Here is a 24,379-nt window from a genome sequence, read left to right on the forward strand (position 1 = left end):
TTGGCCGAAGCGGCCGGACCGAAGGACTTCACGCACATGACGAGTTTCCCGACTGCGCTGCATCACCGAATCCGCGCACTGGCGCGCATCGCGCCCGACGCACCCGCGATCGCGGTGCCTTTCCAGAACGACCTGCGCCTGTCGCGCGGTGCGCTCGACACACGTGCATCGCAACTCGCCCGGCAACTGCGCGCGGCCGGCGTCGGCGCCGAAGTGCGGGTCGGCGTGTGCGTCGAGCGTTCGTGCGAACTGTTCGTCGCGCTGCTGGCCGTGCTCAAGGCAGGCGGCGTGTTCGTGCCGCTCGATCCGCGCCATCCGGCCGCACGCCTCGACTGGATCGTGCAGGACGCGCAACTGCGGCACGGCATCGTCGACGCCGCCGGCCGCGCGGCGCTCGGCGCGCCGTTCGAACACGCGTTCGACGCGACGGCCGACGTATCGGGTGTCGTGCAGGACGATGCGTTCGACGACGACGCGACGACCGTGCACCCGCGTTCGGCCGCGTACATGATCTATACGTCGGGCTCGACCGGCACGCCGAAGGCGGTGGTCGTCGAGCACGGGCCGCTCGCCGCGCATTGCGACGCGCTCGCGGCCGCGCTGCCGATCGAGGCGGGCGACCGTCTGCTGCATTTCGCGTCGGTCAATTTCGACGCCGCGCACGAATGCTGGCTCGCACCGCTCGCGGTCGGCGCCGGCATCGTCGTCGCGCCGCCGCAGCCGTTCTCGCCGGACGCCGCGCATGCGCTGATGGTGCGCGAAGCGGTCAGCGTCGCGGCATTTCCGCCCGCTTACCTGCGCGAATTCGCGGCCGTCGCCGCGCGCGACGGCGTGCCGCCGGCCTTGCGCGTCCTCGCGTTCGGCGGCGAAGCGCTGCCGCAGCAGGCGTTCGAATGCGTGCGCCGCACGTTCCCGGCAGTCCGCCTGATCAACGGTTACGGGCCGACCGAGGCCGTGATCTCGCCGATGCTGTGGCCGGTCGAGCCGGGCGAAACGCCGGCGCTGGCCGCGGACGACGCGTATGCGTCGCTGCCGATCGGCCGCGCGATCGGCCCGCGCGTGGCGCGCATCGACGGCGCTGCAGCCGATGGCGTGGGCGAGTTGCTGCTCGGCGGCGTCTGCGTCGCACGCGGTTATCACGGTCGCGCGGCGCTCACGGCCGAACGTTTCATTCCCGATGCGCACGGCGAACCCGGTGCGCGCGTCTATCGCACCGGCGACCTCGCACGCCAGCGCGACGACGGCGCGTTCGACTATCTCGGGCGCCTCGACGATCAGGTTCAGGTGCGCGGCGTGCGCGTGGAGCCGGCGGAAATCGCCGCATGCCTGCGCGCGCACCCGGCCGTGGCCGACGCGGCCGTGGTGGCCGAAACCGCCAATGGGCCGACGCGGCTGATCGCGTGCGTCGCGCTGCGCGCGGCGGCCGACGATGCCGCATTGAAGGCGCACGTGGCCGCGCACTTGCCGGCCGCGTGGCAGCCGCATCGGTTCGTGCGTTGCGATGCGCTGCCGTACACGCTGAACGGCAAGCTCGACCGTGCCGCGCTGCGCGAGCGGATCGCCGCCGCGCGCGACACGGCGCAAGCCGTGGGCGAGGCGCCGCGCACGCCGACCGAACGGCAGATCGCGGGCCTCTGGCAGACGCTGCTGGGCCTCGACGTCGCGCCGTCGCGCGACGATCGCTTCTTCGCGCTGGGCGCCGATTCGCTCGCCGCGATGCAGTTGCAGGCCGCGATCCGCGCCACCGTGCGCGTGAATCTGCGGCTCGATACGCTGTTCGCCGATCCGGCGCTCGCCGAACTGGCCGCAACGCTCGACCGGGCGGAACGCGAGACCGGCGAACCGGTGGCCGCGATTGCCGCGCGCCGTGCGACGGCCGATGCGGCGGCGCCGGGTGCGCAGGGTGCGCCGCACGTCGACCGTGCGGCGTCGCTCGCGCAGCAACGTTTCTGGGTGCTCGCGCAAACGCGCGACGCGAGCGCCGCGTATCACATCGCCGCACACTGGACGATCGACGGCGTGCTCGACCGCGACGCGCTGCAGCGCGCGCTCGATCACGTGATCGGCCGTCACGAAGCCTGGCGCACGACGCTCGTCGACAACGACGACGGTGTCGTGATGCAGCGGATTCATGCGCATCTGCCGGTGCCGATCGCCGCGGTCGACCTGCGCGACCAGCCGCCGGCCGCCCGCGACGCGCAAGCCGCCCGACTCGCCGAGCGCGACGCGGCCGAGCCGTTCGACCTCGCGCGCGGCCCGCTGCTGCGCGCGACGCTGATCGCGCTCGCCGACGATCGTCACCGCCTGCTGCTGACCGCGCATCACGCGATCACCGATGGCTGGAGTTCGCGCTGCGCGTTCGACGAACTGTCGGCTGCGTACCGCGCGTATGCCGAAGGCCGCGAACCGTCGTTGCCCGAATTGCCGATCCAGTATTCCGACTACGCGGCCTGGCAGCGCGACATGCTGGCTGGCGGCGAGGGCGCGCGCCAGCTCGACTACTGGCGCGGCGCGTTGCGCGACGTGCCGGGCCCGCTCGCGCTGCCGGTCGACCGCCAGCCGGGCGCGGTACGCACGCTGCACGGCGCGCGCGTGTCGGTGCGCCTGCCCGACGCGGTCGCAGCCGACGTGCGGCAGCTCGCACGCGACGCACGGGCCACCGTCTTCACGGTGCTGCTGGCCGCGCTCGACGCGTGGCTGTCGCGCCTGACCGGCGAAACGGACGTCGTCGTCGCGGTGCCGGTCGCGCATCGCCAGCGCCCCGAAACGCGTGCGTTGCTGGGGCTTTTCCTGAATACGGTCGCGCTGCGCGTACGCGTGGCGCCGACGCTGCCGTTCCGCGCGCTCGTCGACGCGGCGCGCACCGCGGCGCTCGACGCGGTCGCGCACCAGGACGTGCCGTTCGAGCGCGTCGTCGACGCCGTGAAACCGCCCGTCAAGCGCGGCGACGAATGGCTGCGGGTGAAGTTCGCGCAGCAGTTCGACGCACGGCACGACAGCGTGCTGCCGGGCGCCACGGCGGTCGCGACGCCGGGGCCCGATCTCGCCGCGCGCTTCGACTTCGCGCTGGATTTCACCGACGACGCGAACGGGATCGAACTGGTCGCGGCCTATGCGACCGACTGCATCGACGCCGATACCGCGCGTGCATGGCTCGACAGCTATGCGGCGCTCGTCGGCGCGGCCGCGCGTGATCCGCAGCACCCGACGGCCACGCTCCCGTGCGACGCTTCGGCAGCGGCGCGCCAGCCGCGCAACGGCCGTGCGCTGCAAGTCGAGCATGCCGACGTCGTCGCCGCATTCGCCCGGCAGGCGGCCGCGTATCCGCATCGCATCGCGCTTTCCGACGCGTCGGCATCGCTGACGTTCGCCGAGCTCGACGACGCATCGAACCGCATCGCGCGGGCGTTGGCGCAACGCGGCGTGGGCGCCGAAGCGGCCGTCGTCGTCTGCATCGAGCGCTCGGCGCGTTTCGTCGTCGGTCTGCTCGGCGCGCTGAAAGCCGGCGCGCTGGCCGTGCTGCTCGATCCCGCGCAGCCGGCCGCGCGACTCGCCGCGGCGGCGGCCGACTGCGGCGCGCGCTGGGCGCTCGTCGCGGAGCCGGCTGCGTGGCCGGCGGGCCTCGACGCGCAGCCGCTCGACGTCGACGCGCTCGTGCAGGACGCGACGCTCGCCCATGCGGCCGGCGTGCGCGTCGCGCCGCACCCGGAACAGGGCGCGTACCTGATCTATACGTCGGGCTCGACCGGCGCGCCGAAGGGCGTCGTCGTCTCGCACGGCGCGCTGGCCGACTACGTGCAGGGGATGCTCGACGAATTCGCATTCGCACCCGACGCGTCGTTCGCGATGGTGTCGACCGTTGCGGCCGATCTCGGCCACACGACGCTGTTCGGCGCGTTGTGCGCGGGCCGCACGCTGCACCTGCTGCCGGCCGCGTGCGCGTTCGATCCGGATCTGTTCGCCGACGAAATGCGCCGTCGCGACGTCGGCGTGCTGAAGATCGTGCCGAGCCATCTGCAGGCGCTGCTCGATGCGCGCGCGCCGGCCGACGTGCTGCCGCGCCACGCGCTCGTCACGGGCGGCGAAGCGCTCACGTGGGCGCTGGTCGCGCGGCTGGCCGCGCTCGCACCGGCCTGCCGCGTGATCAACCATTACGGGCCGACCGAAGCGACGGTCGGCGCGATCGCATGCGACACGGCGTCGATCGCCGCCGGCGCGCGCGATCCCGCGAGCGGCGTACCGCTCGGCGTGCCGCTGCCGAATGCGCGCGCGCTGGTGCTCGACGCGTTCGGCGCGTGCGTGCCGGCCGGCGCGACGGGCGAGCTGTATCTGGGCGGGCCGGGCGTCGCACGCGGCTACCTCGGGCGCCCCGCGCAAACCGCCGAGCGCTTCGTGCCCGATCCGTTCACGCCCGGCGCGCGGCTGTATCGCACGGGCGATCGCGTGCGGTTGCGCGCGGACGGCCGCCTCGTCTTCCTCGGCCGTATCGACGACCAGGTGAAGATTCGCGGCTACCGCGTCGAGCCGGGCGAGGTGAGTGCGGCCGTGCGCGCGGCCGGCCCGATCGCGCAGGCCGAAACGCTCGCGATCGAGCACGATGGCCGCCTGCGGCTCGCGACGTTCGTCGTGATGCGCGACGGCGCGACATTCGACGAGGCCGCGATGCGCGCCGCGCTCGCCGCGACGCTGCCCGACTACATGGTGCCCGCGCAGTTCGTCGCGCTGGCGCGCCTGCCCGTGACGGCGAACGGCAAGATCGATCGCGCGGCATTGCGCGAGCGGGCGGCCGTGCCGGTCGCGGTCGCGTCCGGCGATGCGCCGCAGGGCGCGGTCGAAACGGTGCTCGCCGACGTCTGGCAGGCCGTGCTGAAGGCGCCGAAAGTCGGCCGCGACGACAATTTCTTCGAACTCGGCGGCGATTCGATCCTCGTGCTGCAGGTGATCGCCCGTGCGCGCAAGCGCGGCGTGCGCTTCACGCCGAAGCAGCTGTTCGACGGGCCGACCGTCGCCGAACTCGCACGCATCGCGAAAACGGACGATACGGCCATCGCCGCCCGGCCAGCAAGCGCGGACGCGACTGCCGTCGCGCTGCCGGCTGCCACGTCGATCCTGACGCCCGCGCAGCAACGCTTCTTCGCGCTCGATATCCCGCACCGCGGCCACTGGAACCAGGCGGTGTCGTTCGATGTGCGCGGCGCGTTCGACGCGGACGCGTTCGCTCGCGCATTCGACGCGCTGCTTACGCATCACGACGCGTTCCGTCAGCGCTTCGCGCGCGGCGCGGATGGCACGTGGCACGCGAGCGATGCGGCGAAGCCGTACGACGCGCTGCCGTTCGTCGAAGTCGCCGCGCGCGACGAAGCCGACGCGCTGGCGCGCTTCGACGCGCTGCAACGCCGTCTCGACCTCGGCAGCGGGCCGCTCGCGTGCGCGTGCGCGGCACGGCTGCCGAACGGTTCGACGCGGCTCTATCTCGCGATTCACCATGCGATCGTCGACGGCGTGTCGTGGCGAATTCTGCTCGACGACCTGGACACCGCTTATCGCGCCGCATGCGAGCGCACGCCGATCCGCCTGTCGCAACCGGGCCTGCGCGCGGACGTGTGGGCCGCCCGGCTCGCCCGCGCCGCAACGGAACCGGCGTCGCCGTTCGCCGCCGAAGCCGCCTACTGGGCCGGCATGGCGCAGGGCGACGACATCGTGCCCGATCACCCCGATGCAGCGGCGACGAACGCCGACGCGGCCGTCGTCGTGCAGACGATCGACGCGGCATTGACCCGCGCCGCGCTGACCGACGCGCACGCGGCCTATCGCACGCAGACGATCGAGCTGCTCGGCGCGGCGCTCGCGCTGGCGCTGGCCGGCGCGCGCGGCGCCGCATCGTGCCGGGTCGAACTGGAAGGGCACGGCCGCGAAGCGCTGTTCGACGACGCGGATGCCAGCCGCACGATCGGCTGGCTGACGAGTCATTACCCGGTGACGCTGCCGGTCGAAGCGACGGCCCGCGACACGCTGTGCGCGGTCAAGGACACGCTGCGCGCGGTGCCGCACAAGGGGCTCGGCTTCGGCGTGCTCGCGCACCATGGCGATACGGCGACGCGCGCGACGCTGGCCGCCGTGCCGCGCCCGCGCGTCACGTTCAACTATCTCGGCCAGTTCGACGCGCCGCGCGATGCAATGCTCGTCCCGCGTTTCGGCGGCACCGGCGTCGAGCGCGACCCGCAGGGCCCGCTCGGCAATACGCTCGCGATCCATGCGTACCTCGACGCGGACGGCGACGGCGCGCGCACGCTGAAAATTCACTGGGTCTACGGTGCGCCGCAATTCGAACGCGCGACGATCGACGCGTTCGCCGAACGCTTCGCGCTCGCGCTGCGCGAACTCGTCGATGCCTGCGCGTCGCGCGTCGCGCATCGCGGCGCCGGCGCGACGCCGGGCGATTTCCCGCTCGCGCAGGCGGCCGGTCTCACGCAGGCCGCGATCGAGCGCGCACCGCTCGACTGGCGCGCGATCGACGACGTGTATCCGCTGTCGCCGATGCAGCAGGGCATCCTGTTCCATGCGCTGTTCGCGCCCGGCCACGCGAGCTACGTGAACCAGCTCGTCGCGACCGCAACGGCGCTCGACGCCGACCGGCTTGCGGCCGCGTTCGACGCATCCGTCGCGCGTCACGACATCCTGCGCACGAGCGTGATGCCCGACGAAGCCGCGCCGCTGCAGTGCGTGCATCGTCACGCGCGCATGCCGGTCGAGCAGCTCGACTGGCGCACGCGGGGCGACACGCTCGACGCCGATTTCGACGCGTGGCTCGCGGCCGATCGCGCACGCGGCTTCGACTGGCGCGAGCCGCCGCTGATGCGGCTCACGCTGATCCGCGTGACGGACGACGCATGGCGCGTCGTATGGACGCGTCACCACGTGCTGCTCGACGGCTGGAGCACCGCGCGGCTGCTCGCCGACGTGCTGCGCGACTACCGCGACCCCGACGCCGTGTCGCCGTTCGCGAGCCGTCCGGCGCTGCGCTATCGCGACTTCATCGCGTGGCTCGGCACGCGCGACCGCAACGCCGACGAGCACTTCTGGACCGAGCGCCTGGCGCGGCTCGATGCGCCCACGCTGATCGCGGAACGCACGGCCGACCGCGCGGATGCCGAGATGGTCACGTGGCGCGCGACGCTCGACGCCGACACGACGATGCGCGTCGCGCAGACCGCCCGCGCGTTGAAACTGACCGTCAACACGCTGGTGCAGGGCGCATGGGCGCTCGCGCTGCAGCGGATGACGCACCAGCCGGCCGTCGCGTTCGGCGCGACCGTCGCGGGCCGTCCCGATGCGCTCGCGGACGTCGACTCGGTGCTCGGTCTTTTCATCAACACGCTGCCGGTGATCACCGCGCCGGCGCCGCAGCAACGCGCGGCCGACTGGCTGCAAACGCTGCAACGCGAGAACGCGGCCGCTGCCGAACACGCGCACACGCCGCTCGCCGACATCCAGCGCTGGGCGCGCGGGGCGGGCGGCGCACTGTTCGATACGCTCGTCGTATTCGAGAACTATCCGGTGGACGACACCGCGCGCGATGCCGATCCGCGCGGGCTGGCGTTGAGCGGCGTACGCAGCATCGAAGCGACCGATTTCGCGCTGACGCTCGTGATCGAAACCGGCGTCGAACTGACGATCGACTACGGCTACGACACCGCGCGCATCGACGCGCGTCAGGTCGAGACCTGGCACCGCGCCTTCGCCTGCGCGCTCGATGCGCTGGCCCGGACGCCGGACGCGCGGCTCGGCACGCTGTCGATCGCCGACGATGCGACCCGCGATGCGCTGACGCGTGCGCAGGACACCGCGCGCACCTGGCCGACGGAACGACGGCAGCCGCTGCACCTGCAATTCGGCGACGCGGCACGGGCGACGCCCGACGCGACCGCGCTCGAATACGCGGACGCTCACGGCCATGTGCAGCGCGCGACCTATCGCGAACTCGACGCCGCGACGTCGTGCATCGCCGCCGCGCTGCGCCGGCGGGGCGTGCAGCCCGATACGCCGGTCGCGCTGTGCGTCGAGCGCTCGTTCGACATGGTGATGGCGCTCGTCGGCGTGCTGAAGGCCGGCGCCGCGTATCTGCCGGTCGATCCCGACTATCCGGCCGAGCGCATTGCGTACCTGCTGCGCGACGCGCGGCCGGCCGTCGCGATCACGCAGGCGCATCTGCGCGAACAGGTCGAGGCCGCGCTGGGCGAGGGCGCCGGGACGCAACTGCTGACGGTCGCGGAACTGCTGGCCGACGAAGCGGGCGATACCGACGATGATGCCGCCGCGATCGACGACGCGCAGCTCGCGTACCTGATCTACACGTCCGGCTCGACCGGCAAGCCGAAGGGCGCCGGCAACACGCACGGCGCGCTCGCGAACCGGATCGCGTGGATGCAGCACGCGTACCGGCTGACGCGCGACGACGTCGTGCTGCACAAGACGCCGTTCGGCTTCGACGTGTCGGTGTGGGAATTCGTGTGGCCGCTCGCGATCGGCGCGAAGCTCGCGATCGCGGCGCCGGGCGACCACCGCGATCCGGCGCGTCTGGCCGCCGCGATCCACGCGCACGGCGTGACGGTGCTGCATTTCGTGCCGTCGATGCTCGCGGCGTTCGCCGCGTATCTCGACGACTTCTCGGCCGCCGCGCAATGCGACAGCGTGCGCCTGATCGTCGCGAGCGGGGAGGCGCTGGCGCCCGAACTCGTCGGGAAGATGGCGCGCCTCTTGCCGAACGCGACGCTCGTGAACCTGTACGGGCCGACCGAAGCCGCGATCGACGTGTCGCACTGGACCTGCGGCCCCGACGACGCGCATGCGGTCGCGGTGCCGATCGGCCATCCGATCGCGAACCTGCAACTGCACGTGCTCGATGCCGCGTGGCAGCCGGTGCCGGCCGGCGCGACCGGCGAACTGTATCTCGCGGGCGCGGGCCTCGCACGCGGCTATCTCGGCCGTCCGGCGCTGACCGCCGAGCGCTTCGTGCCCGACCCGTTCGTGCCGGGGGGCCGCATGTACCGCACCGGCGACCTCGCGCGCCGGCGCGCGGACGGCGCGCTCGACTACCTCGGCCGCGTCGATACGCAGGTGAAGCTGCGCGGCCAGCGAATCGAGCCGGGCGAGATCGAGGCGCTGCTGCGCGCGGCGCCGGGCGTCAACGACGCGGTCGTGATCGTGCGCGACGAGCAGCTGATCGGCTACGTCGCCCGCGGCGACGCGGGTCCGCTCGACCGCGCGGCGTTGCTCGATGCGCTGCGTGCGCAACTGCCGGCGTACATGGTGCCGTCGCAGCTGATCGAACTCGATGCATTGCCCGTCACGCCGAACGGCAAGTGTGATCGCCATGCGCTGCCCGCGCCGGTGCGTGAAGTGGCCGAAGCCGTCGAACTCGCGACCGATACCGAACGTGCGCTCGCGGCAATCTGGCAGCGCGTGTTGCACGTGGACGCGATCGGCCGCGACGGCGATTTCTTCCTGCTCGGCGGCCACTCGCTGCTCGCGACGCAGGCCCACGCGCAGGCCAACCTGCATTGGGGGCTCGCGCTGCCGCTGCGCACGCTGTTCGACACGCGCACGCTGGCGCGCTGCGCGCAAGCGATCGACGCGGCCTGCGCGGCACGCGGCGCAACCGATGCGGCAAGCGCGATCGACGCGCTGCTCGGCGAACTGGAAACCCAATAAGGACGACGGATGACGAAGGTGCAACCCGACTGGCTCGCGCTCGCGACGCGTTTCGCGCAACTGCCCGATGCGCAGCGCGCGGTCTTCATCGACAAGCTCGGCGCGGCCGGCATCGACTTCCGCGTGCTGCCGATCCCGCCGCGCACGCCGCGCAGCGACCGCGTGCCGGCGTCGTTCGCGCAGACGCGGCTGTGGCTGCACGCGCGGCTGATCGATGCGCCGCACGCGTACCACATCACCGAGCGCCTGGCGCTGACGGGCCCGCTCGACGTGCATGCGCTGCGTCTCGCCTGCGATGCGCTGATTGCGCGCCACGAGGCGCTGCGCACGACCTTCGACGAAGCGCAGGACGGCGTCGCGCAAACGATCCGCGCGCCGTTGCGCTGCCCGTGGCGCGAAACCGATCTCGACGCGTTGCCGGATGCGCAGCGCGTGCCGCGCGCGCAAGCGCTCGCGACGGCCGACGAAGCCGAGCCGTTCGATCTCGGCACGGCGCCGCTCGTGCGCGCGCATCTGATTCGCTTCGACGCGACGCATCACTGGCTCGCTCTCACCGTGCATCACATCGTGTCGGACGGCTGGTCGTCGGGCGTGATGCTGGACGAACTCGCGGCGTTCTATCGCGCGTATGCGTCGGGCGAGCCGGTGCCGCTCGCGCCGCTGCCGATCCAGTACGCCGACTACGCGCTGTGGCAGCGCCGCTGGCTCGACGCCGGCGAGCGCGACCGTCAGCTCGCGTTCTGGCGCGAGCGGCTCGATCCGCAGCGCGGCGTGCTGACGCTGCCCGGCGCGGCCGCGCGGCCGGCGCGACGCAGTGCGCGCGGCGCGCGTCATGTGTTTTCGCTCGACACGCGCCTCGGCGCGCGGTTGCGCACGTTCGCGGCCGCGTCCGGCGCGACGCCGTTCGCGGTGCTGCTCGCGGCGCTCGACGCGCTGCTGGCGCGCGCGACCGGCGACGCACGGATCTGCGTCGGCGTGCTGGCCGCGAATCGCGAGCGCGCGGAAGTCGCCGGCCTGATCGGCTTCTTCGTCAACACGCTCGCGATCGACGTCGACGTACCCGCGCACGGCGATTTCTCGTCGCTGGTCGCGCGGACGCAGCGCGCGCTCGTCGATGCGCAGATGCACCAGGACGTGCCGTTCGAGCAGGTGGTCGACGCGCTCGGCGTGCCGCGCAGCGCAAGCCACCATCCGCTGTTCCAGGTGATGGCCGCGTACGGCGAACGCCGCGCGCTGCCGGCATTCGGCGCGGCGTCGGCCGCGTTGCTGCCGTCGGGCACGCCGTCCGCGAAATTCGACCTGACGCTGTCCGTCGAAGCGACGCCGGACGGCACCTTCGACGCCGCCTTCATCTACGCGCTCGACCTGTTCGACGCGGATGCGATCGCCCGACTGGCCGCGCGCTTCGTCACGCTGCTGACCGATGCGCTCGCGCGCCCCGACATACCGATCGGCGATCTCGACTGGCTGCCTGCCGACGAACGCGCGCAGCTCTTCGCATGGAACGCGCCGGCCGGCGTGACCGCTGCCGAGCCGTTCGTGCCGGTGCATGCGCGCATCGCCGCGCATGCGCACGCGCGGCCCGACGCACGCGGCGTTGCGGATATCGATCGCGCGTTGACCCGCGGCGAAGTCGATGCTCGCGCGGCGCGCCTGGCGCGCCATCTGGTGGCGGCCGGCGTGCGGCCCGAGATGCGCGTGGGCGTCGCGCTGCAGCGCTCGGTCGACCTGCTCGTCGCGCTGATCGCGGTGCTGAAGTCGGGCGCCGCGTTCGTGCCGCTCGATCCGGCTCACCCGCGCGAACGGCTGGCGCAGATCGTCGGCGACGCGAACATCGCGCACGTGCTGACCGACGCCGCGAGCGCCGCGTCGCTGCCCGAACTGCCGGCGCTGCGCGTATGGCGCGCCGACGCGATCGATGCGCTCGACGAAGCCGCGCACGTCGCATTGCCGGACGTGCTGCCCGGCCACGCGGCCTATGCGATCTATACGTCGGGCTCGACCGGCAAGCCGAAAGGCGTGATCGTCGACCACGCGTCGTTCGCGCGGCATTGCGCGGCGATCGCCGAGCGTTACGGCGCGGGCGAGAACGACGTGTTCCTGCTGTTTCAGTCGGTCAATTTCGACGGTGCGCACGAAGGCTGGTTTTCGCAATACATGTCGGGCGCCGCCGTGTCGGTGACGGCCGACGTGCTGTGGCCGCCCGCGCAGACCTGCGCGATGATGATCCGCGACGGCGTGACGATGACCTACGTGCCGCCCGGCTGCGCGGCACAGCTCGCCGAATGGGCGCTCGCGCACGGCGCGCCGCCGACGCTGCGCTCGCTGACCGTCGGCGGCGAGGCCACGTCGCGCGAGGCGTTCGCGATGTTGCGCCGTGCGCTGCCGAACGTGCGCGTGGTCAACGGCTACGGCCCGACCGAAACGGTCATCACGCCGACGCTGTGGATGTTCCGTCCCGGCGACGATCTCGCGAAGCTCGGCGACGCCGCGTATCTGCCGATCGGCACGCTGGTCGGCGCGCGCACCGCGCACGTGCTCGACGCGCGGCTGCATCCGCTGCCGGTCGGCGTGATCGGCGAACTGTATCTGGGCGGCGAGGGGATCGGCGTCGCACGCGGCTACCTCGACCGCCCGGCGCTGACGGCCGAGCGTTTCGTGCCGGATCCGTACGGCGCGCCGGGCGCGCGGTTGTACCGGACCGGCGACCTCGTACGGCGCCGCGCGGACGGCGTATTCGATTTCATCGGCCGCGTCGATCACCAGGTGAAGCTGCGCGGCCTGCGCATCGAACTCGGCGAAATCGAAGCGCAGCTCGCCGCGCACGACGCGGTGCGCGAAGCATGCGCGGTCGTGCACGGGCAGGGCGCGCTCGCGCAACTCGTCGCGTACGTCGAACTGACCGCCGACGCGCAGGCAGCCGCGCAGCCGGTCGAAGCCGCGACGCTCGACGCGCACCTGCGCCGCACGCTGCCCGACTACATGGTGCCCGCGCAACTGATCGTGCTCGACGCGCTGCCGCGCAACGCGAACAGCAAGGTCGACCGCGCGAGGTTGCCGGCGCCCGTGCGTGTCGAACGGGCGTACGAGGCGCCGCACGACGGCGACGAAGCCGCGCTCGCGGCGATCTGGTGCGACGTGCTGAATCTGGAGCGCGTCGGCCGCGGCGATCACTTCTTCGATCTCGGCGGTCATTCGCTCGCGGCCGTGCGCGTCGCGACGCGCGTGGCCGAACGGCTCGGCCGCGACGTGCCGGTGCGTGCGCTGTTCGAGGCGCCCGTGCTGGCGCAATACGCGCTGCAGGTGGCCGATGCGCCACGCGCCGGGCATGCGCTCGCCGCGGCGCCGGGCGTCGCGGTGGTCAAACCGGACGCGCACGGCGTATGGCCGCTGTCGCCCGCGCAGGTCGGCCTGTGGTTCCTGTGGCGCGCGCAACCGGACAGCGCCGCGTACAACATTCCGGTCGCGCTGCGCGTGCGCGGCCCGCTCGATGTCGACGCACTGCGCGCGGCGTTCTCGGACGCAGCGGCCGTGCATCCGGCGCTGCGTGCGCGGCTCGTCGTCCGTGACGGCGCGCTGCCGGGCCAGCGGATCGACGCGGACGTCGCCGTCGATCTGCCGGTGATCGACCTGTCGTCCCACGCGGATGCGCGCTCCCGCGCGGCCGCGCTGACCGACGCGGATGCGCTCGCCCCGTTCGACCTCGCGGCCGACGCGCCGCTGTGGCGCGCGCGCGTGCTGCGGCTCGGTGCGGACGATCACGTGCTGTCGGTGACGATTCACCACATCGTGTCGGATGGCGAGTCGATCGAGCTATGGCTCGATGCGGTGCGCGCCCGCTATGTCGCCCGCGTGCGGCGCAGCGCCGAGCCGGCCGCCGAAGCCGTGCGGTCGACCTTGCCGCTCGTGCTGCCCGCGCCGTGCGATCCGGCGCGTGTCGCGTACTGGCGCGATGCGCTCGCCGATCTGCCGTCGCGCGTGCTGCCGCAGCGTGCCGACGCGCCGGCCGTACCGCAATGGCGCGCGGCCCGTATCGCGTTCGAATTCGATGCGCCGCTGATTCGCGCCGCGCGCGACGCCGCGTCGGCCGCGCACGCCACGTTGCCGATGCTGCTGCATGCGGCGCTCAATACCGCGCTGTTCCGCGCGACGGGCGCGACCGACCAGCCGGTCGGCGTGCTCGCGTCGACGCGCGAGCTCACGGGCGACGCGGCCCGCGCGGCGCTCGGCCTGTTCATCAACTCGGTCGTCGTGCGTACGCGGATCGACCCGGCCGCCCGTCGCGCGGACGTGCTCGCGCAGGTGCGCGACACGGCGCTCGCCGCATATGCGCATGCCGACGTGCCGTTCGCCGACGTCGTGGCCGCGCTGCGTGCGCCGCGCGCCGCGCAGGCCAATCCGCTGTTCCAGGTGATGTTCAACTACCTGCGCCCGACGGGGGCGGCCGCGCGCGACTGGGCCGGCCTGTCGCTGACCGAATTCGACGACGTGCGCCATCGCGTCGTATTTACGCTGGAGCTCGACGTCGTCGAGCATCCGGACGGCCGCGTGAGCGCCGCGTTCTCGTATGCGGACGAACTGCTCGCGCGCGATTTCGTCGACGGGCTCGTCGATCTGTATCACGACGAAGTCGCGCGCTTCGCCGGCGCGTCGGAAGCCGCGCTCGGCGCGCCCGATGCGCGCGCGGACACGCATGTCGCGTTCGGCCCACGCGCCGACGGCGCGACACGGCTCCACGCGATGGCGTCGCGTGCCGCTGCCGCGCTCGCCGCGCTGTGGTCGGACACGTTCGCGACGGCCGCCCCCGAGCCCGATGCGGACCTGTTCGAAGCCGGCGCGACGTCGTTCGACGTCGTGCGCTTCGTCGACGCCGCAAGCCGTGCCGGTCACGCGCTGACGATCGCCGACGTGTTCGCGGCGCCGACGCTCGCGGCGCTCGGCGCGCGGCTCGATGCGCGAGCGGAAACGGAACAGGAGGCGCGCCATGCTGGCTGAGGTGCGTCCGGACGGATTCACGATGCTCGATACCTACCGCCTCGCGTTCGCGGACGGCCTCTTCGCCGTGCGCGACGGCGTGGAGATCCGCGTCGCGCATGGCGACGGGATCGGCGCGCAGTTGCTGCGCGCGCAGCTCGGCGACGACGGCGCGCTGCGCCTCGTCGCCTACAACCATCGCGCGGCGCCGGCCGACCAGCGGCGGGCGCTGCTGGCCGCGCTGGCCGCGGCGTTCTCGGACAGCGCGCGCCACGCGGCGATCCGGCTCGACCCGGCCGCCTGGCCGGCGGTCGCGCTCGACGCGCTGCGCGCGAGCGGCGTGCTCGCCGACGGCGGCCGTTGCGTGCGCGACGGCTGGGCGCAACAGGCCGATCTGTGGCGCGTCGGCGCGCTTGTGCCGTGCGCGATGCTGCCGACGATGACCGACGGCCGGCGTCACCCGCGGCGGCCGCCCGCGCCGCGCGGCGACGTCTACGCGCGCGACCTGCCGGCGCTCGGCGTGCGCTTCACGCTGCGCGGCTGGCAGCCGGAGGAGGACGCCGAACGGCTCGCGCGCTGGTTCGACGAGCCGCGCGTGCGCGACGGCTGGCCGGGCGCACGGCCCGCGCCATGCGGCGCGGCAGGCGCGCAGGAAGCCGATCCGCACGTCACGCCGCTCGTCGGCTGCTTCGACGGCGAGCCGTTCGCGTATTTCGAGGCGTTCTGGCTGAAGGAGGACGCGCTCGCGCCGCACGTCGCGGCGCGCGACTACGACCGCGGGCTGCGGATGCTGGTCGGCGAGCCGCGCTGGCGCGGCCCGCACCGCGTGGCCGGCTGGCTGCCGTCCGTCGTGCATTACCTGTTTCTCGACGACCTGCGTACCGACGCGGTCGGCTGTGCCGTTCCGGCCGGCCACACGCGGGTTGCCGATCATCTCGCGCGGCACGGCTTCGCGCGGCAGCGCCGTCTCGCGCTGGCCGACGCGCAGCCGCTGTGGATGCGCACGCTGCGCGAGACGTTCTTCTCCGGCCGTCACGTTTGACGGGCCGGATTCACCGACAAGGGAGCTGAGACATGCAGAGAGAAACCGTATTCGACCTGATCGGCGTGGGCTTCGGGCCGTCGAATCTGGCGCTGGCCGTGCGCCTCGCGGAGCGCGGCGGCGTGCGCACGCTCGCCCATTGCTTCGTCGAGCGCCAGCCGGAATTCGGCTGGCATCGCGGGATGCTGCTCGACGACTGCCGGATGCAGATCTCGTTTCTGAAGGATCTCGTCACGATGCGCGATCCGAAAAGCCGCTACACGTTCATCAACTACCTGTTCGAACGCGGCCGGCTGAACGAATTCGTCAACCTGAAGAATTTCTACCCGACCCGCGTCGAATTCCACGACTACCTGAGCTGGGTGGCCGACGCGTTCGACGATCGCGTCCATTACAGCGAGACCGTGCTCGGGATCGAACCCGTGCGCGGCGAGGGGGCGAAGATCGACGCACTGCGCGTGCTGTCGCGCGACGCGGCGGGCCACGAGCGCCAGCGCGTCACGCGTGCGCTGTCGATCGGCGTCGGCGGCACGCCGGCGATTCCGGAGGCGTTCGCCGCGCTCGGCCGCGACCGCGTGATCCATTCGTCGTCGTACCTGGCCGACATCGACCGGCTCGTCGCGTCGCCCGACGGCGAGCGCCGCCGTGTCGCGGTGATCGGGGCGGGGCAGAGCGCGGCCGAGGTGTTCATCGATCTCGCGCGCCGCTTTGCGCACGTCGACGCGAGCCTCGTGATGCGTGCGGGCGCGCTGAAGCCGGCCGACGACAGCCCGTTCGTCAACGAAATCTTCAGCCCCGAATTCACCGACGTCGTCTATGCGCAGCCGCAAGACGCGCGCCGCGCGCTGCTCGAGCGTTATCGCGACACGAACTACGCGGTGGTCGACCGGCCGCTGATCGAGCAGATCTACGAAATGCTGTACCTGCAGCGCATCGACGGCACGCCGCGTCATGCGCTGCTCGCGAACAGCGCGATCGAGGCCGCGGTGCGCGGCGCCGACGGCCGCATCGAATTGACGTTGCGCGACCGGTTGAGCGGCGCCACGCGCGTCGAGCGCTTCGACGCGCTCGTGCTCGCGACCGGCTACCGCCGCGACACGCATTCGGCGCTGCTCGAAGGCCTCGCGCCGCATCTGGGCGATGCGCTCGCGCGCGGGGACGTGACGCGCGACTACCTGCTCGCGACGCCCGAGCACTTCGCGCCGCGCATCTATCTGCAAGGCTGCTGCGAAGACAGCCACGGGCTGTCCGACACGCTGCTGTCGGTACTGGCGCGCCGCGCGGACGAGATCTGCGCGTCGCTCGAAGACGGGATCGCGTCCGCGCATGACGAAGGCGCGGCCCGGGCAACGCATGAAAAACGACCGAACAACGGGGTGAGCGCGGGCCGGATGGCCTTCGCTCTTTGACAAAGGCGCGGTCGGAGACCGCACGAAAAAGTGGAGCAGAAGAAGATGGAGTGGGCAACAGGCACGCGTTTGCGTGCGATCGCAGCCGCGGCAAGCGTGGCGTTCGGTACGGCGGCGGCAGGGCACGCTTACGCCCAGACGGCGCCGGCCGTGAACGCGGGCGCCGCGGCGTCGGCCAGCAGTGCGCAAAACGGCGCGACGGCGAATCCGTCGACGGGCGCGCAAAACGGCACGCTGCCGGCGATCACCGTCAACGCGGCCTCGGCGGGAGACGGCACGGTCGGGCTCGTCGCGAAGCGCAGCACGACCGGCACCAAGACCGACACGCCGCTCGACGAGATCCCGCAGACGATCAACGTCGTCACCGCGCAGCAGATCGAGATGACCGGCGCCACCGACGTGAACGCGGCGCTGCGCTACGTGCCGGGCTTCTCGTCGTACGGGTCGGACAACCGCTCCGACTGGTACGCGGCGCTGCGCGGCTTCACGCCGACCGCCTACGTGAACGGGCTGCAGGTGCCGAACACGATCAACCTCGCGAGCTGGCGCGTCGATCCGTACATGATCGACAGCATCAGCGTGCTGCGCGGACCGACCTCGATGCTGTACGGCGCGGGCGATCCGGGCGCGATCGTCGACGTGCACACCAAGCTCGCCGACGGCGAGCGCGTGCGCGAAGCGGGCGTGCAGATCGGCGACTACGCGCGCAAGCAGTTCATGATCGACGTCGGCGACAAGCTCGATCCGGACGGCAAGTATGCGTACCGGTTCGTCGGCGTCGCGCGCGACGGCAACGCACTGACCGGCCCGAACAACGACCAGCGCGTCTCGCTCGCGCCGTCGTTCCGCTGGCGTCCGGACGCGGATACGTCGCTGACGCTGTCCGCGACCTACCTGCAGGACTGGGGCGACATCTCGTCGAACTTCCTGCCCGCGCAGGGCACGGTGCTGCCGAACCCGAACGGCCAGATCGACAAGGACATCTACGAAGGCGACGGCAACTTCAACTACTACCGCAAGAAGCAGTGGTCGGTCGGTTACCAGTTCGAGCGCAACCTGACACCGGCCTGGACGTTCCGTCAGAACACGCGCCTGATGCACCTGTCGCTCGACAACGGTTCGGTGTGGGGCAACGGCTTCTCGGACGACACGCTGACCACCGTCAACCGGTGGGCCGGCGTGTTCCAGATGAACTACAGCCGCTTCGACATCGACAACAACCTCGAGGGCCGCTTCGCGACCGGCCCGCTCCAGCACACGCTGCTGCTCGGTTTCCAGTACAACCGACAGACCGCGACCGACAGCGAATGGGTTGCCGCCGCGCCGACGCTGAACCTGTACAACCCGGTCTATACGCCCGTCACGACGGCCGTGTTCTCGGATCCGAACGCCACGTTCCGCACGAATACGTACACGACGATGAACACGTTCGGCCTGTACGCGCAGGACCAGATCAAGTGGAACCGCTGGACGCTGACGCTCGGCGGCCGCGAGGACTGGGTCAACATGCGGATGGACGACCGCGCGGCCGGCACGTCGACGAAGGCGGACGTCACGGCGTTCACCGGCCGTGTCGGCCTCACGTACCAGGGCGATTACGGGCTGTCGCCGTACGTCAGCTATGCGACGTCGTTCAATCCGCTGATCGGCGTGAACCTGCTCGGCGGTGGGCTGCCGCAGCCGACGCGCGGCAAGCAGATCGAGGCCGGCCTGCGCTGGCAGCCGCCCGGCAAGAATCTGATGCTCAACGCGGCGATCTACCAGATCAACCAGACCAACGTGCTCACGCCGGCGTTGCCGAGCCAGGACGACACCGGCACGAAGTCCGTGCAGACGGGCGAAGTGCGTTCGCGCGGGATCGAGCTGAGCGCGACCGGCAAGCTCACGCGAAACCTCTCGGTGATCGCGTCGTACGTCTATCAGGACGTGAAGAACGTGCAGGCCAACGACGCCTCGCTGAACAACTGGCCGGTCGATATTCCGCGTCCGCGCCAGATGGCGTCGCTGTGGACCGACTGGACGTGGCACACGGGGCCGCTCGCGGGTTTCGGCCTCGGTGGCGGCATTCGTTACCAGAGCGCGTCGGCCGGTGCGGCCGACAACTCGCTGACGGTATCGAGCGTCACGCTGTTCGATGCGGGCCTGCATTACGACATGCGTAACTGGCGCTTCGCCGTGAACGGGACGAACCTGTTCAACCGCCATTACATCAGCGGTTGCCAGTCGACGAACGTCTGCATTTTCGGGACCGACCGCACGGTGATCGCGACCGCGAAATACAACTGGTGACGTCGCGCGCCGCGGCTCGCCGGCCGGCCTTCGTGGCCGGCGCGGGCCGGCCGCGGCGCCTTCGTCCGCTTTTTTCCACGACGCCTCCATGCCGAAGAAAAATCTCGTCTACATCCAGTCGCTGCGCAACGGCGCGGCCGATCGTGCCGGCCAGCCGGTCGCTTATCGGGGCGGCACGCGCTACATGAAGGCGCCGCTCGAATTCCTCGTCGAGCGCCTGAACGATTCGCCGCTCGGCGAACGCTACACGCTGCAGGGCGTGATCGTCGACGACGACGACGGGTCGCCGTCCGACCGCGCGAAAGTGGCCGATTACGGGTTCGCACGCACGCCGGGCCGCCCGTGGATCCTGCCGGAAGGCTTGACGGTGCAAGGCCGGCCCGTCGACGAACTGTTCTGCACGATCGCGTCGACGTACCGGCGGCTGCCGCGCGACGCGCGCGAGCGCGTGGCCGGCAAGCAGGCATTCGAGCGCCGCCTGCTCGAGCGCCTGCTCGAACTCGACGCCGACATCGTCGTGCTCGACGGGCTGCTCGTGATCCTCGACGAGCTCGTGCGGCCGGGCGCGCGCTTTCACCGTCGCATCGCGAACATCCACCCGGGCATCACGGCCGACGATTCGCCGTACCAGCGGCGCGGCGCGTGGGCGACGCTCGACGCGCTGCACGGCGCACGCGGCGAACGGGTCGACTGGGCGACCGGTGCGACGTCATCCGTCGAACCCGTGACGATGACGGGCGCGTCGTTCCACTACGTCGACAACGGTATCGATTCCGGCGAGGTGATCTGCGACGTGCTCGACACGCCGATCGCGCCGGACGACACGATTCTCGAACTGCGCTGGAACAACTTCCAACGCAGCCTGTTTCCGGCGCTCGAACGCGGGCTGCACGTGCTCGCCGATCGCCACGACGCGGGAGCATTGTGATGCAGGACACGCTGACGAAACCGGCCGGCGCGGCCGACGCCGTCGAAGGTGAAGTGGCCGCGGCGCTCGACGGCGCCGCGCACGGGCAGGCGGCGGCCGTCGTCGAGCAGGCGCTCGACGCATGGCGGCCCGACGACGCGCCGGACGCGCTGCTCGCGACCTTCGTCGCACTGTTCAACACCGACACGCGGCACGATGCGGCGACGATCTCGGTGCCGCTCGGCGGCGCCGATGCGGCGGCCGTGGCATCGTACGTCGCGCGTGCGGTGCGCGAAGGCGTGATCGACGGCGCGCAGATCGCGGGCGACACGCTGCGGCTCACCGTGTCGCGCACGACGTTCTGGCAGAATCCGCGGCCGTGGCTGAAGGCGCCCGCGTCGGGCGGGATGCCGCTGCGCTACGCGATCACGAACGGCCATCGGCATCCGGTGCGGCCGCCGTCGCCGGCCGGCGAGATTTATGCCCGCGCCATGCCGCAGGTCGGCATGACGTTCAGCCTGCGCACCGTCGACATCGACGCGCACGCGGACCTGTTCAGCACGTGGATGAACCTCGATCGTGTCGCGCATTTCTGGGACCAGCGCGGCACGCGCGACGAGCATGCGGCGTATCTCGCCGAACGGCTCGCCGACCCGCACATGCACCCGACGATCGGCTATTTCGACGACACGCCGTTCGGCTATTTCGAGTTCTACTGGGCGAAGGAGGACCGCCTCGCGCCGTTCTACGATGCGCACGACTACGATCGCGGGCTGCACCTGCTGATCGGCGACTCGCGTTTCCAGAGCGCCGGCAAGCTGCATGCGTGGTGGAGCGGGGTGCTGCACTACATGTTCGTCGACGAACCGCGTACGCAGCGGCTCGTCGGCGAGCCGCGCGTCGACCACGTGCGGCATATCGCGTACATGCATCGGCTCGGGTTCTACACGCTGAAGGAGTTCGATTTCCCGCACAAGCGCGCGGCGCTCACCGTGATCGAGCGCGATACGTTCTTTGACACTTTCCGATTGCCATGACGGGGGCGGCGCACAGCGTCGGTGCGACGGTGTGCGCGACCTTGCGATGCGCATGCATTGGCCGTCCGGTATATGGACCGCGTGGCCTGCGTCATGAAGAATGGATCGCTCCTCTCATCGACGACAGGCCGGCAGCATGAATCAGACATCCTCGACAGCGTGGGACGCAGTGGCGGATTCGCATTCCGCCAAATTGACATATGCCAGCATATGTCTACAATGGGCGCATCGTACTCCCATGGAGTGGCTCATGCGCACCGTTTCCATTTTCAAGAACGCCCGTAACCAGGCAATCCGCATCCCGAAGGACATGGAGTTCGAGGGGGTCACCGAACTCGAGATCCGCCGCGAGGGCGATACGCTGCTGTTGCGGCCGGTACGCCCCACGTGGCTGTCGTTCGCGAACGAACCGCTGGCCGATGCCGATTTCCTCGCCGAACGCCCGGCCGTCGTCGAAACCGGTCGCTTCGACCTGTCCGGCGACGCCGATGTGCCGACGGAGTCGAACCGGTGACCACGCTCTACATGCTCGATACGAACATCTGTTCGTTCATCATGCGCGAGCGGCCGCCCGCGGTGCTGTCGCGGTTGCAGTCGTGCGTCAACGCGCAGCACCGGATCGTCGTATCGGCCGTTACTTATGCCGAAATGCGGTTCGGTGCAGTCGGCAGAAAGGCATCGCCGAAGCATGCCGACCTCGTGACGAGCTTTGTCGCGCGGCTGGACGGCGTGCTGGCGTGGGATACCGCGGCGATCGATGCAACCGCCGCGATTCGCGCCGACCTCGCCGCCCGTGGCACGCCGATCGGCGCGAACGACGCATCGATCGCCGGCCACGCGATCGCAGCCGGTGCGGTGCTCGTCACGAACAACGGTCGCGAATTCAGTCGTGTCGCGGGGTTGCCGCTCGAAGACTGGGCGGCCTCGGCATGACGCAGCGAATGCACGATGGGATTGCGGTCGCGCGGCAGCCCGTCATGCCCGACGAACGGGCGGATCCGCGAGGAAGCCACCGCGGAACGCATCGAGATACCGGTCGGCGTCGTCATTGAATTCACCCGGCAACAGCGCGAACGCGCGGGCCTGCAGATCCTGCGCGAGCGTCGCGTAAGTCGCGTCGTCGGACAACAGCGCGCGGATCGCGTCGTACGTGTGCGGCGACGCAGCCCGTTTCGCGTCACGCGCGAGCAGCGCCGCTGCCGCCAGCTCCGGCTGAAAGCCATGTCGTTCGAGCAGGTCGGGCGCGACGTCCCAGATGCGCTCGCGATTGCCCGCATCGTGAAAATGCGTGAGCAGGAACAGCAGGTCGTACGCGTCGCTGTTCTGGCGCGCGCGCCGGTCCTTCCACGCCAGCAGCTTCAGCAGCGCGAGCGCCGGCAGGCTCGCCACCGGCACCGTGATGCCGGCGCCGATCGACACGGTCAGCGCGGTATCGACCGCCTCCTGAAAACCCAGCACGTTCAGCACGAAGTCGCCGCCGGGCGGCCATGCGATTTCGCCGGGCGGCGCTTCGAGCGGCCCGAACGGCACCAGGTCGAGTTCCGTGCGAAAACCCTGCATCCCGCTGTCGAACAGCAGTTTTTGCTGATGCTTCGGCGCGCGGGCGAATTGTCCGGTCGCGACGAGCGTATCGACGAGCCGTGCATGAAACGGCCAACTGACCGCGCACACCGCGACGTCGACGTCCCGCGTCGCGCGCACCGGCCGGATGCCGTGGACATGCCACATCAGGATGTCGCGTGCGGTCGCGCCGGCCACGACGAATGCCGCGTCGAGCTGCGCGCAGGCCGCGCCAACCGACTGCAGCAGCGCCACCGCTGCCGGCTCGAGCGGGCGGCTCGCATCGACTTCAAGCGGGCGGGTGGGCGAGGTATCGGTCATGGATGTGTTCGGCTGCGGCAAGATTGCGGCTGTCTCCGGACGAGACGAGATCCGCATAGATCAGAAGCGGCGGCACGAGCGGCACCTCTTGCTCGCGCCAGTCGAGTGCCGGCGAGCGCGGCCAGAACGCTTCGAGGATTTCGACGTCGCCGTGCGCGTCCGGACGCAGGCGGCCCTGCAGCAGCAGGCCGTTCGGCACGGCGCCGTGCGTATAGACGGTGATCGCGGCCGGCTTCAGATCGTGCGTGAGCAGATCGGCCGCCGGCTCGCCGCCGAGTTGTGCATCGAAGGCCGCGAAATCGAAGCCGCGCCACCAGTCGGGCGCGAGGCCGGCAAACCGGCGGCTCGGCAGCTTCGCACGCAAGCGGCTCGGGTACAGTGCGACCCATTCCTGTACGAAGCGCGGCCAGTCGGGAATCAGACGCTCGCCGTTGCGGCGGTGCCCGACGAGGCCGCGCGCGATCAGATCGTCCATCGCGAGATTGACCGTGCCGAGCGCGACGCCCGACGCGGCGGCGATCCCCCGATACGGCTGCGCGACCAGGCCCGGCTGCGTCGCAAGCGCGAACATCACGGCCAGCCCCTTCGGCGTCGTCGCGCGTGACGCCTGCCGGCGCGGCGTGCGCGCAGGTTTGGGCCGGCCCGCGATCATGACGGTCGCTTCCGGCTGGATCAGGCATACGTTGCCGGCGGTGTCGAGAAACGGGATGCCCTGGTCGATCAGGCCCCCGGCCAGTTCGCCGGAAAGGTGGGGCGCGACCAGCATCAGCGGCCGCTCGCCGGACACGTGTGCGGCCCCACCGCGGCGACGCAATTCCGCGAGCGCGCCCGCCAGCGATTCGACACGAAGGCTCACGGCGACCGGCATCTCCACGACCTGTCCGGCCACGTCGAAGCGAATCATCGCGTCGGCGCGCGCGCGGTATGCCGCCGGCACGCGCACGGGCCGCGCGTTGAAGCGCGGGGTGACGCGGCCGAACGCGGCGCACGCTTCGTCGAGCACCTGCTGTTCCGACATCGGGAGAGTGGCGTTCTTGGGCATCAACGAGGATCGCTTGTTCACTTTTTTATCAGCGTACACAAAAAATGTACAAGCGTCAAAGAGTGAACATAATCTCGTAAGCCTTTG

The 24,379-nt window shown here is 71.2% G+C and carries 11 protein-coding genes; 9 read left to right on the top strand and 2 right to left on the bottom strand.

Features of this window, described 5'->3' with window-relative positions; genetic code table 11:
* Positions 1-36 precede the first annotated feature (36 nt).
* The 9 genes from WS95_RS24625 to WS95_RS24665 all read left to right on the top strand — a co-directional run bounded on the left by WS95_RS24625 (position 37) and on the right by WS95_RS24665 (position 22,302).
* Positions 37-9,711: a non-ribosomal peptide synthetase gene (locus WS95_RS24625; RefSeq protein ID WP_059826776.1), complete on the top strand. Its 9,675-nt coding sequence runs from the start codon at positions 37-39 to the stop codon at positions 9,709-9,711.
* A gap of 9 nt (positions 9,712-9,720) precedes the next feature.
* On the top strand, positions 9,721-14,706 hold the full coding sequence (locus WS95_RS24630) for a non-ribosomal peptide synthetase (protein ID WP_059826631.1): 4,986 nt from the start codon (positions 9,721-9,723) through the stop codon (positions 14,704-14,706).
* Positions 14,696-15,727 (top strand): GNAT family N-acetyltransferase, encoded by a 1,032-nt coding sequence (locus WS95_RS24635; RefSeq protein WP_059826633.1) that lies wholly within the window; start codon positions 14,696-14,698, stop codon positions 15,725-15,727. The genes WS95_RS24630 and WS95_RS24635 overlap by 11 nt, the downstream gene beginning before the upstream one ends.
* A 32-nt stretch (positions 15,728-15,759) precedes the next feature.
* Positions 15,760-17,136: a lysine N(6)-hydroxylase/L-ornithine N(5)-oxygenase family protein gene (locus WS95_RS24640; RefSeq protein WP_059826634.1), complete on the top strand. Its 1,377-nt coding sequence runs from the start codon at positions 15,760-15,762 to the stop codon at positions 17,134-17,136.
* Positions 17,137-17,181: 45 nt separating this feature from the next.
* A complete protein-coding gene (locus WS95_RS24645) occupies positions 17,182-19,425 on the top strand; it encodes a TonB-dependent siderophore receptor (protein WP_059826777.1) in 2,244 nt (747 codons plus the stop codon).
* Positions 19,426-19,513: 88 nt separating this feature from the next.
* Positions 19,514-20,353 carry a N(5)-hydroxyornithine transformylase PvdF gene (locus tag WS95_RS24650; RefSeq protein ID WP_034207289.1) on the top strand — a complete coding sequence of 280 codons (840 nt, stop codon included), beginning with the start codon at positions 19,514-19,516 and terminating at the stop codon, positions 20,351-20,353.
* Complete coding sequence (locus tag WS95_RS24655) at positions 20,353-21,369, top strand: GNAT family N-acetyltransferase (RefSeq protein WP_059785705.1); 1,017 nt, start codon at positions 20,353-20,355, stop codon at positions 21,367-21,369. Before WS95_RS24650 ends, WS95_RS24655 begins: the two co-directional genes overlap by 1 nt.
* Positions 21,370-21,619: 250 nt before the next feature.
* Complete coding sequence (gene vapB / locus WS95_RS24660; RefSeq protein WP_052100282.1) at positions 21,620-21,883, top strand: type II toxin-antitoxin system VapB family antitoxin; 264 nt, start codon at positions 21,620-21,622, stop codon at positions 21,881-21,883.
* Positions 21,880-22,302, top strand: coding sequence for a PIN domain-containing protein (locus tag WS95_RS24665; RefSeq protein ID WP_034207291.1), 423 nt, complete (start codon positions 21,880-21,882; stop codon positions 22,300-22,302). The genes vapB and WS95_RS24665 overlap by 4 nt, the downstream gene beginning before the upstream one ends.
* A gap of 42 nt (positions 22,303-22,344) precedes the next feature.
* Here the strand turns inward: WS95_RS24665 and WS95_RS24670 are convergent, their stop codons facing one another.
* Both WS95_RS24670 and WS95_RS24675 read right to left on the bottom strand, forming a co-directional pair.
* Entirely contained in the window at positions 22,345-23,250 is a 906-nt protein-coding gene (locus WS95_RS24670; RefSeq protein ID WP_059785708.1) for a nucleotidyl transferase AbiEii/AbiGii toxin family protein, read from the bottom strand.
* On the bottom strand, positions 23,219-24,292 hold the full coding sequence (locus WS95_RS24675; protein WP_059826635.1) for a type IV toxin-antitoxin system AbiEi family antitoxin: 1,074 nt from the start codon (positions 24,290-24,292) through the stop codon (positions 23,219-23,221). Before WS95_RS24675 ends, WS95_RS24670 begins: the two co-directional genes overlap by 32 nt.
* Positions 24,293-24,379 lie beyond the last annotated feature (87 nt).

Origin of the sequence: Burkholderia sp. MSMB1826, assembly GCF_001526325.1 — a bacterium.
In the GTDB taxonomy this organism is placed as follows: Bacteria; Pseudomonadota; Gammaproteobacteria; order Burkholderiales; family Burkholderiaceae; genus Burkholderia.

What these genes read in the sequence shown, in the direction of transcription:
- WS95_RS24630 (WP_059826631.1), top strand. Translation starts at nt 9,721, where the DNA reads ATGACGAAGGTGCAACCCGACTGGCTCGCGCTCGCGACGCGTTTCGCG.
- WS95_RS24635 (WP_059826633.1), top strand. Translation starts at nt 14,696, where the DNA reads ATGCTGGCTGAGGTGCGTCCGGACGGATTCACGATGCTCGATACCTAC.
- WS95_RS24670 (WP_059785708.1), bottom strand. Translation starts at nt 23,250, where the DNA reads ATGACCGATACCTCGCCCACCCGCCCGCTTGAAGTCGATGCGAGCCGC.
- WS95_RS24645 (WP_059826777.1), top strand. Translation starts at nt 17,182, where the DNA reads ATGGAGTGGGCAACAGGCACGCGTTTGCGTGCGATCGCAGCCGCGGCA.
- WS95_RS24655 (WP_059785705.1), top strand. Translation starts at nt 20,353, where the DNA reads ATGCAGGACACGCTGACGAAACCGGCCGGCGCGGCCGACGCCGTCGAA.
- WS95_RS24625 (WP_059826776.1), top strand. Translation starts at nt 37, where the DNA reads ATGACGAGTTTCCCGACTGCGCTGCATCACCGAATCCGCGCACTGGCG.
- WS95_RS24640 (WP_059826634.1), top strand. Translation starts at nt 15,760, where the DNA reads ATGCAGAGAGAAACCGTATTCGACCTGATCGGCGTGGGCTTCGGGCCG.
- WS95_RS24650 (WP_034207289.1), top strand. Translation starts at nt 19,514, where the DNA reads ATGCCGAAGAAAAATCTCGTCTACATCCAGTCGCTGCGCAACGGCGCG.
- vapB (WP_052100282.1), top strand. Translation starts at nt 21,620, where the DNA reads ATGCGCACCGTTTCCATTTTCAAGAACGCCCGTAACCAGGCAATCCGC.
- WS95_RS24675 (WP_059826635.1), bottom strand. Translation starts at nt 24,292, where the DNA reads ATGCCCAAGAACGCCACTCTCCCGATGTCGGAACAGCAGGTGCTCGAC.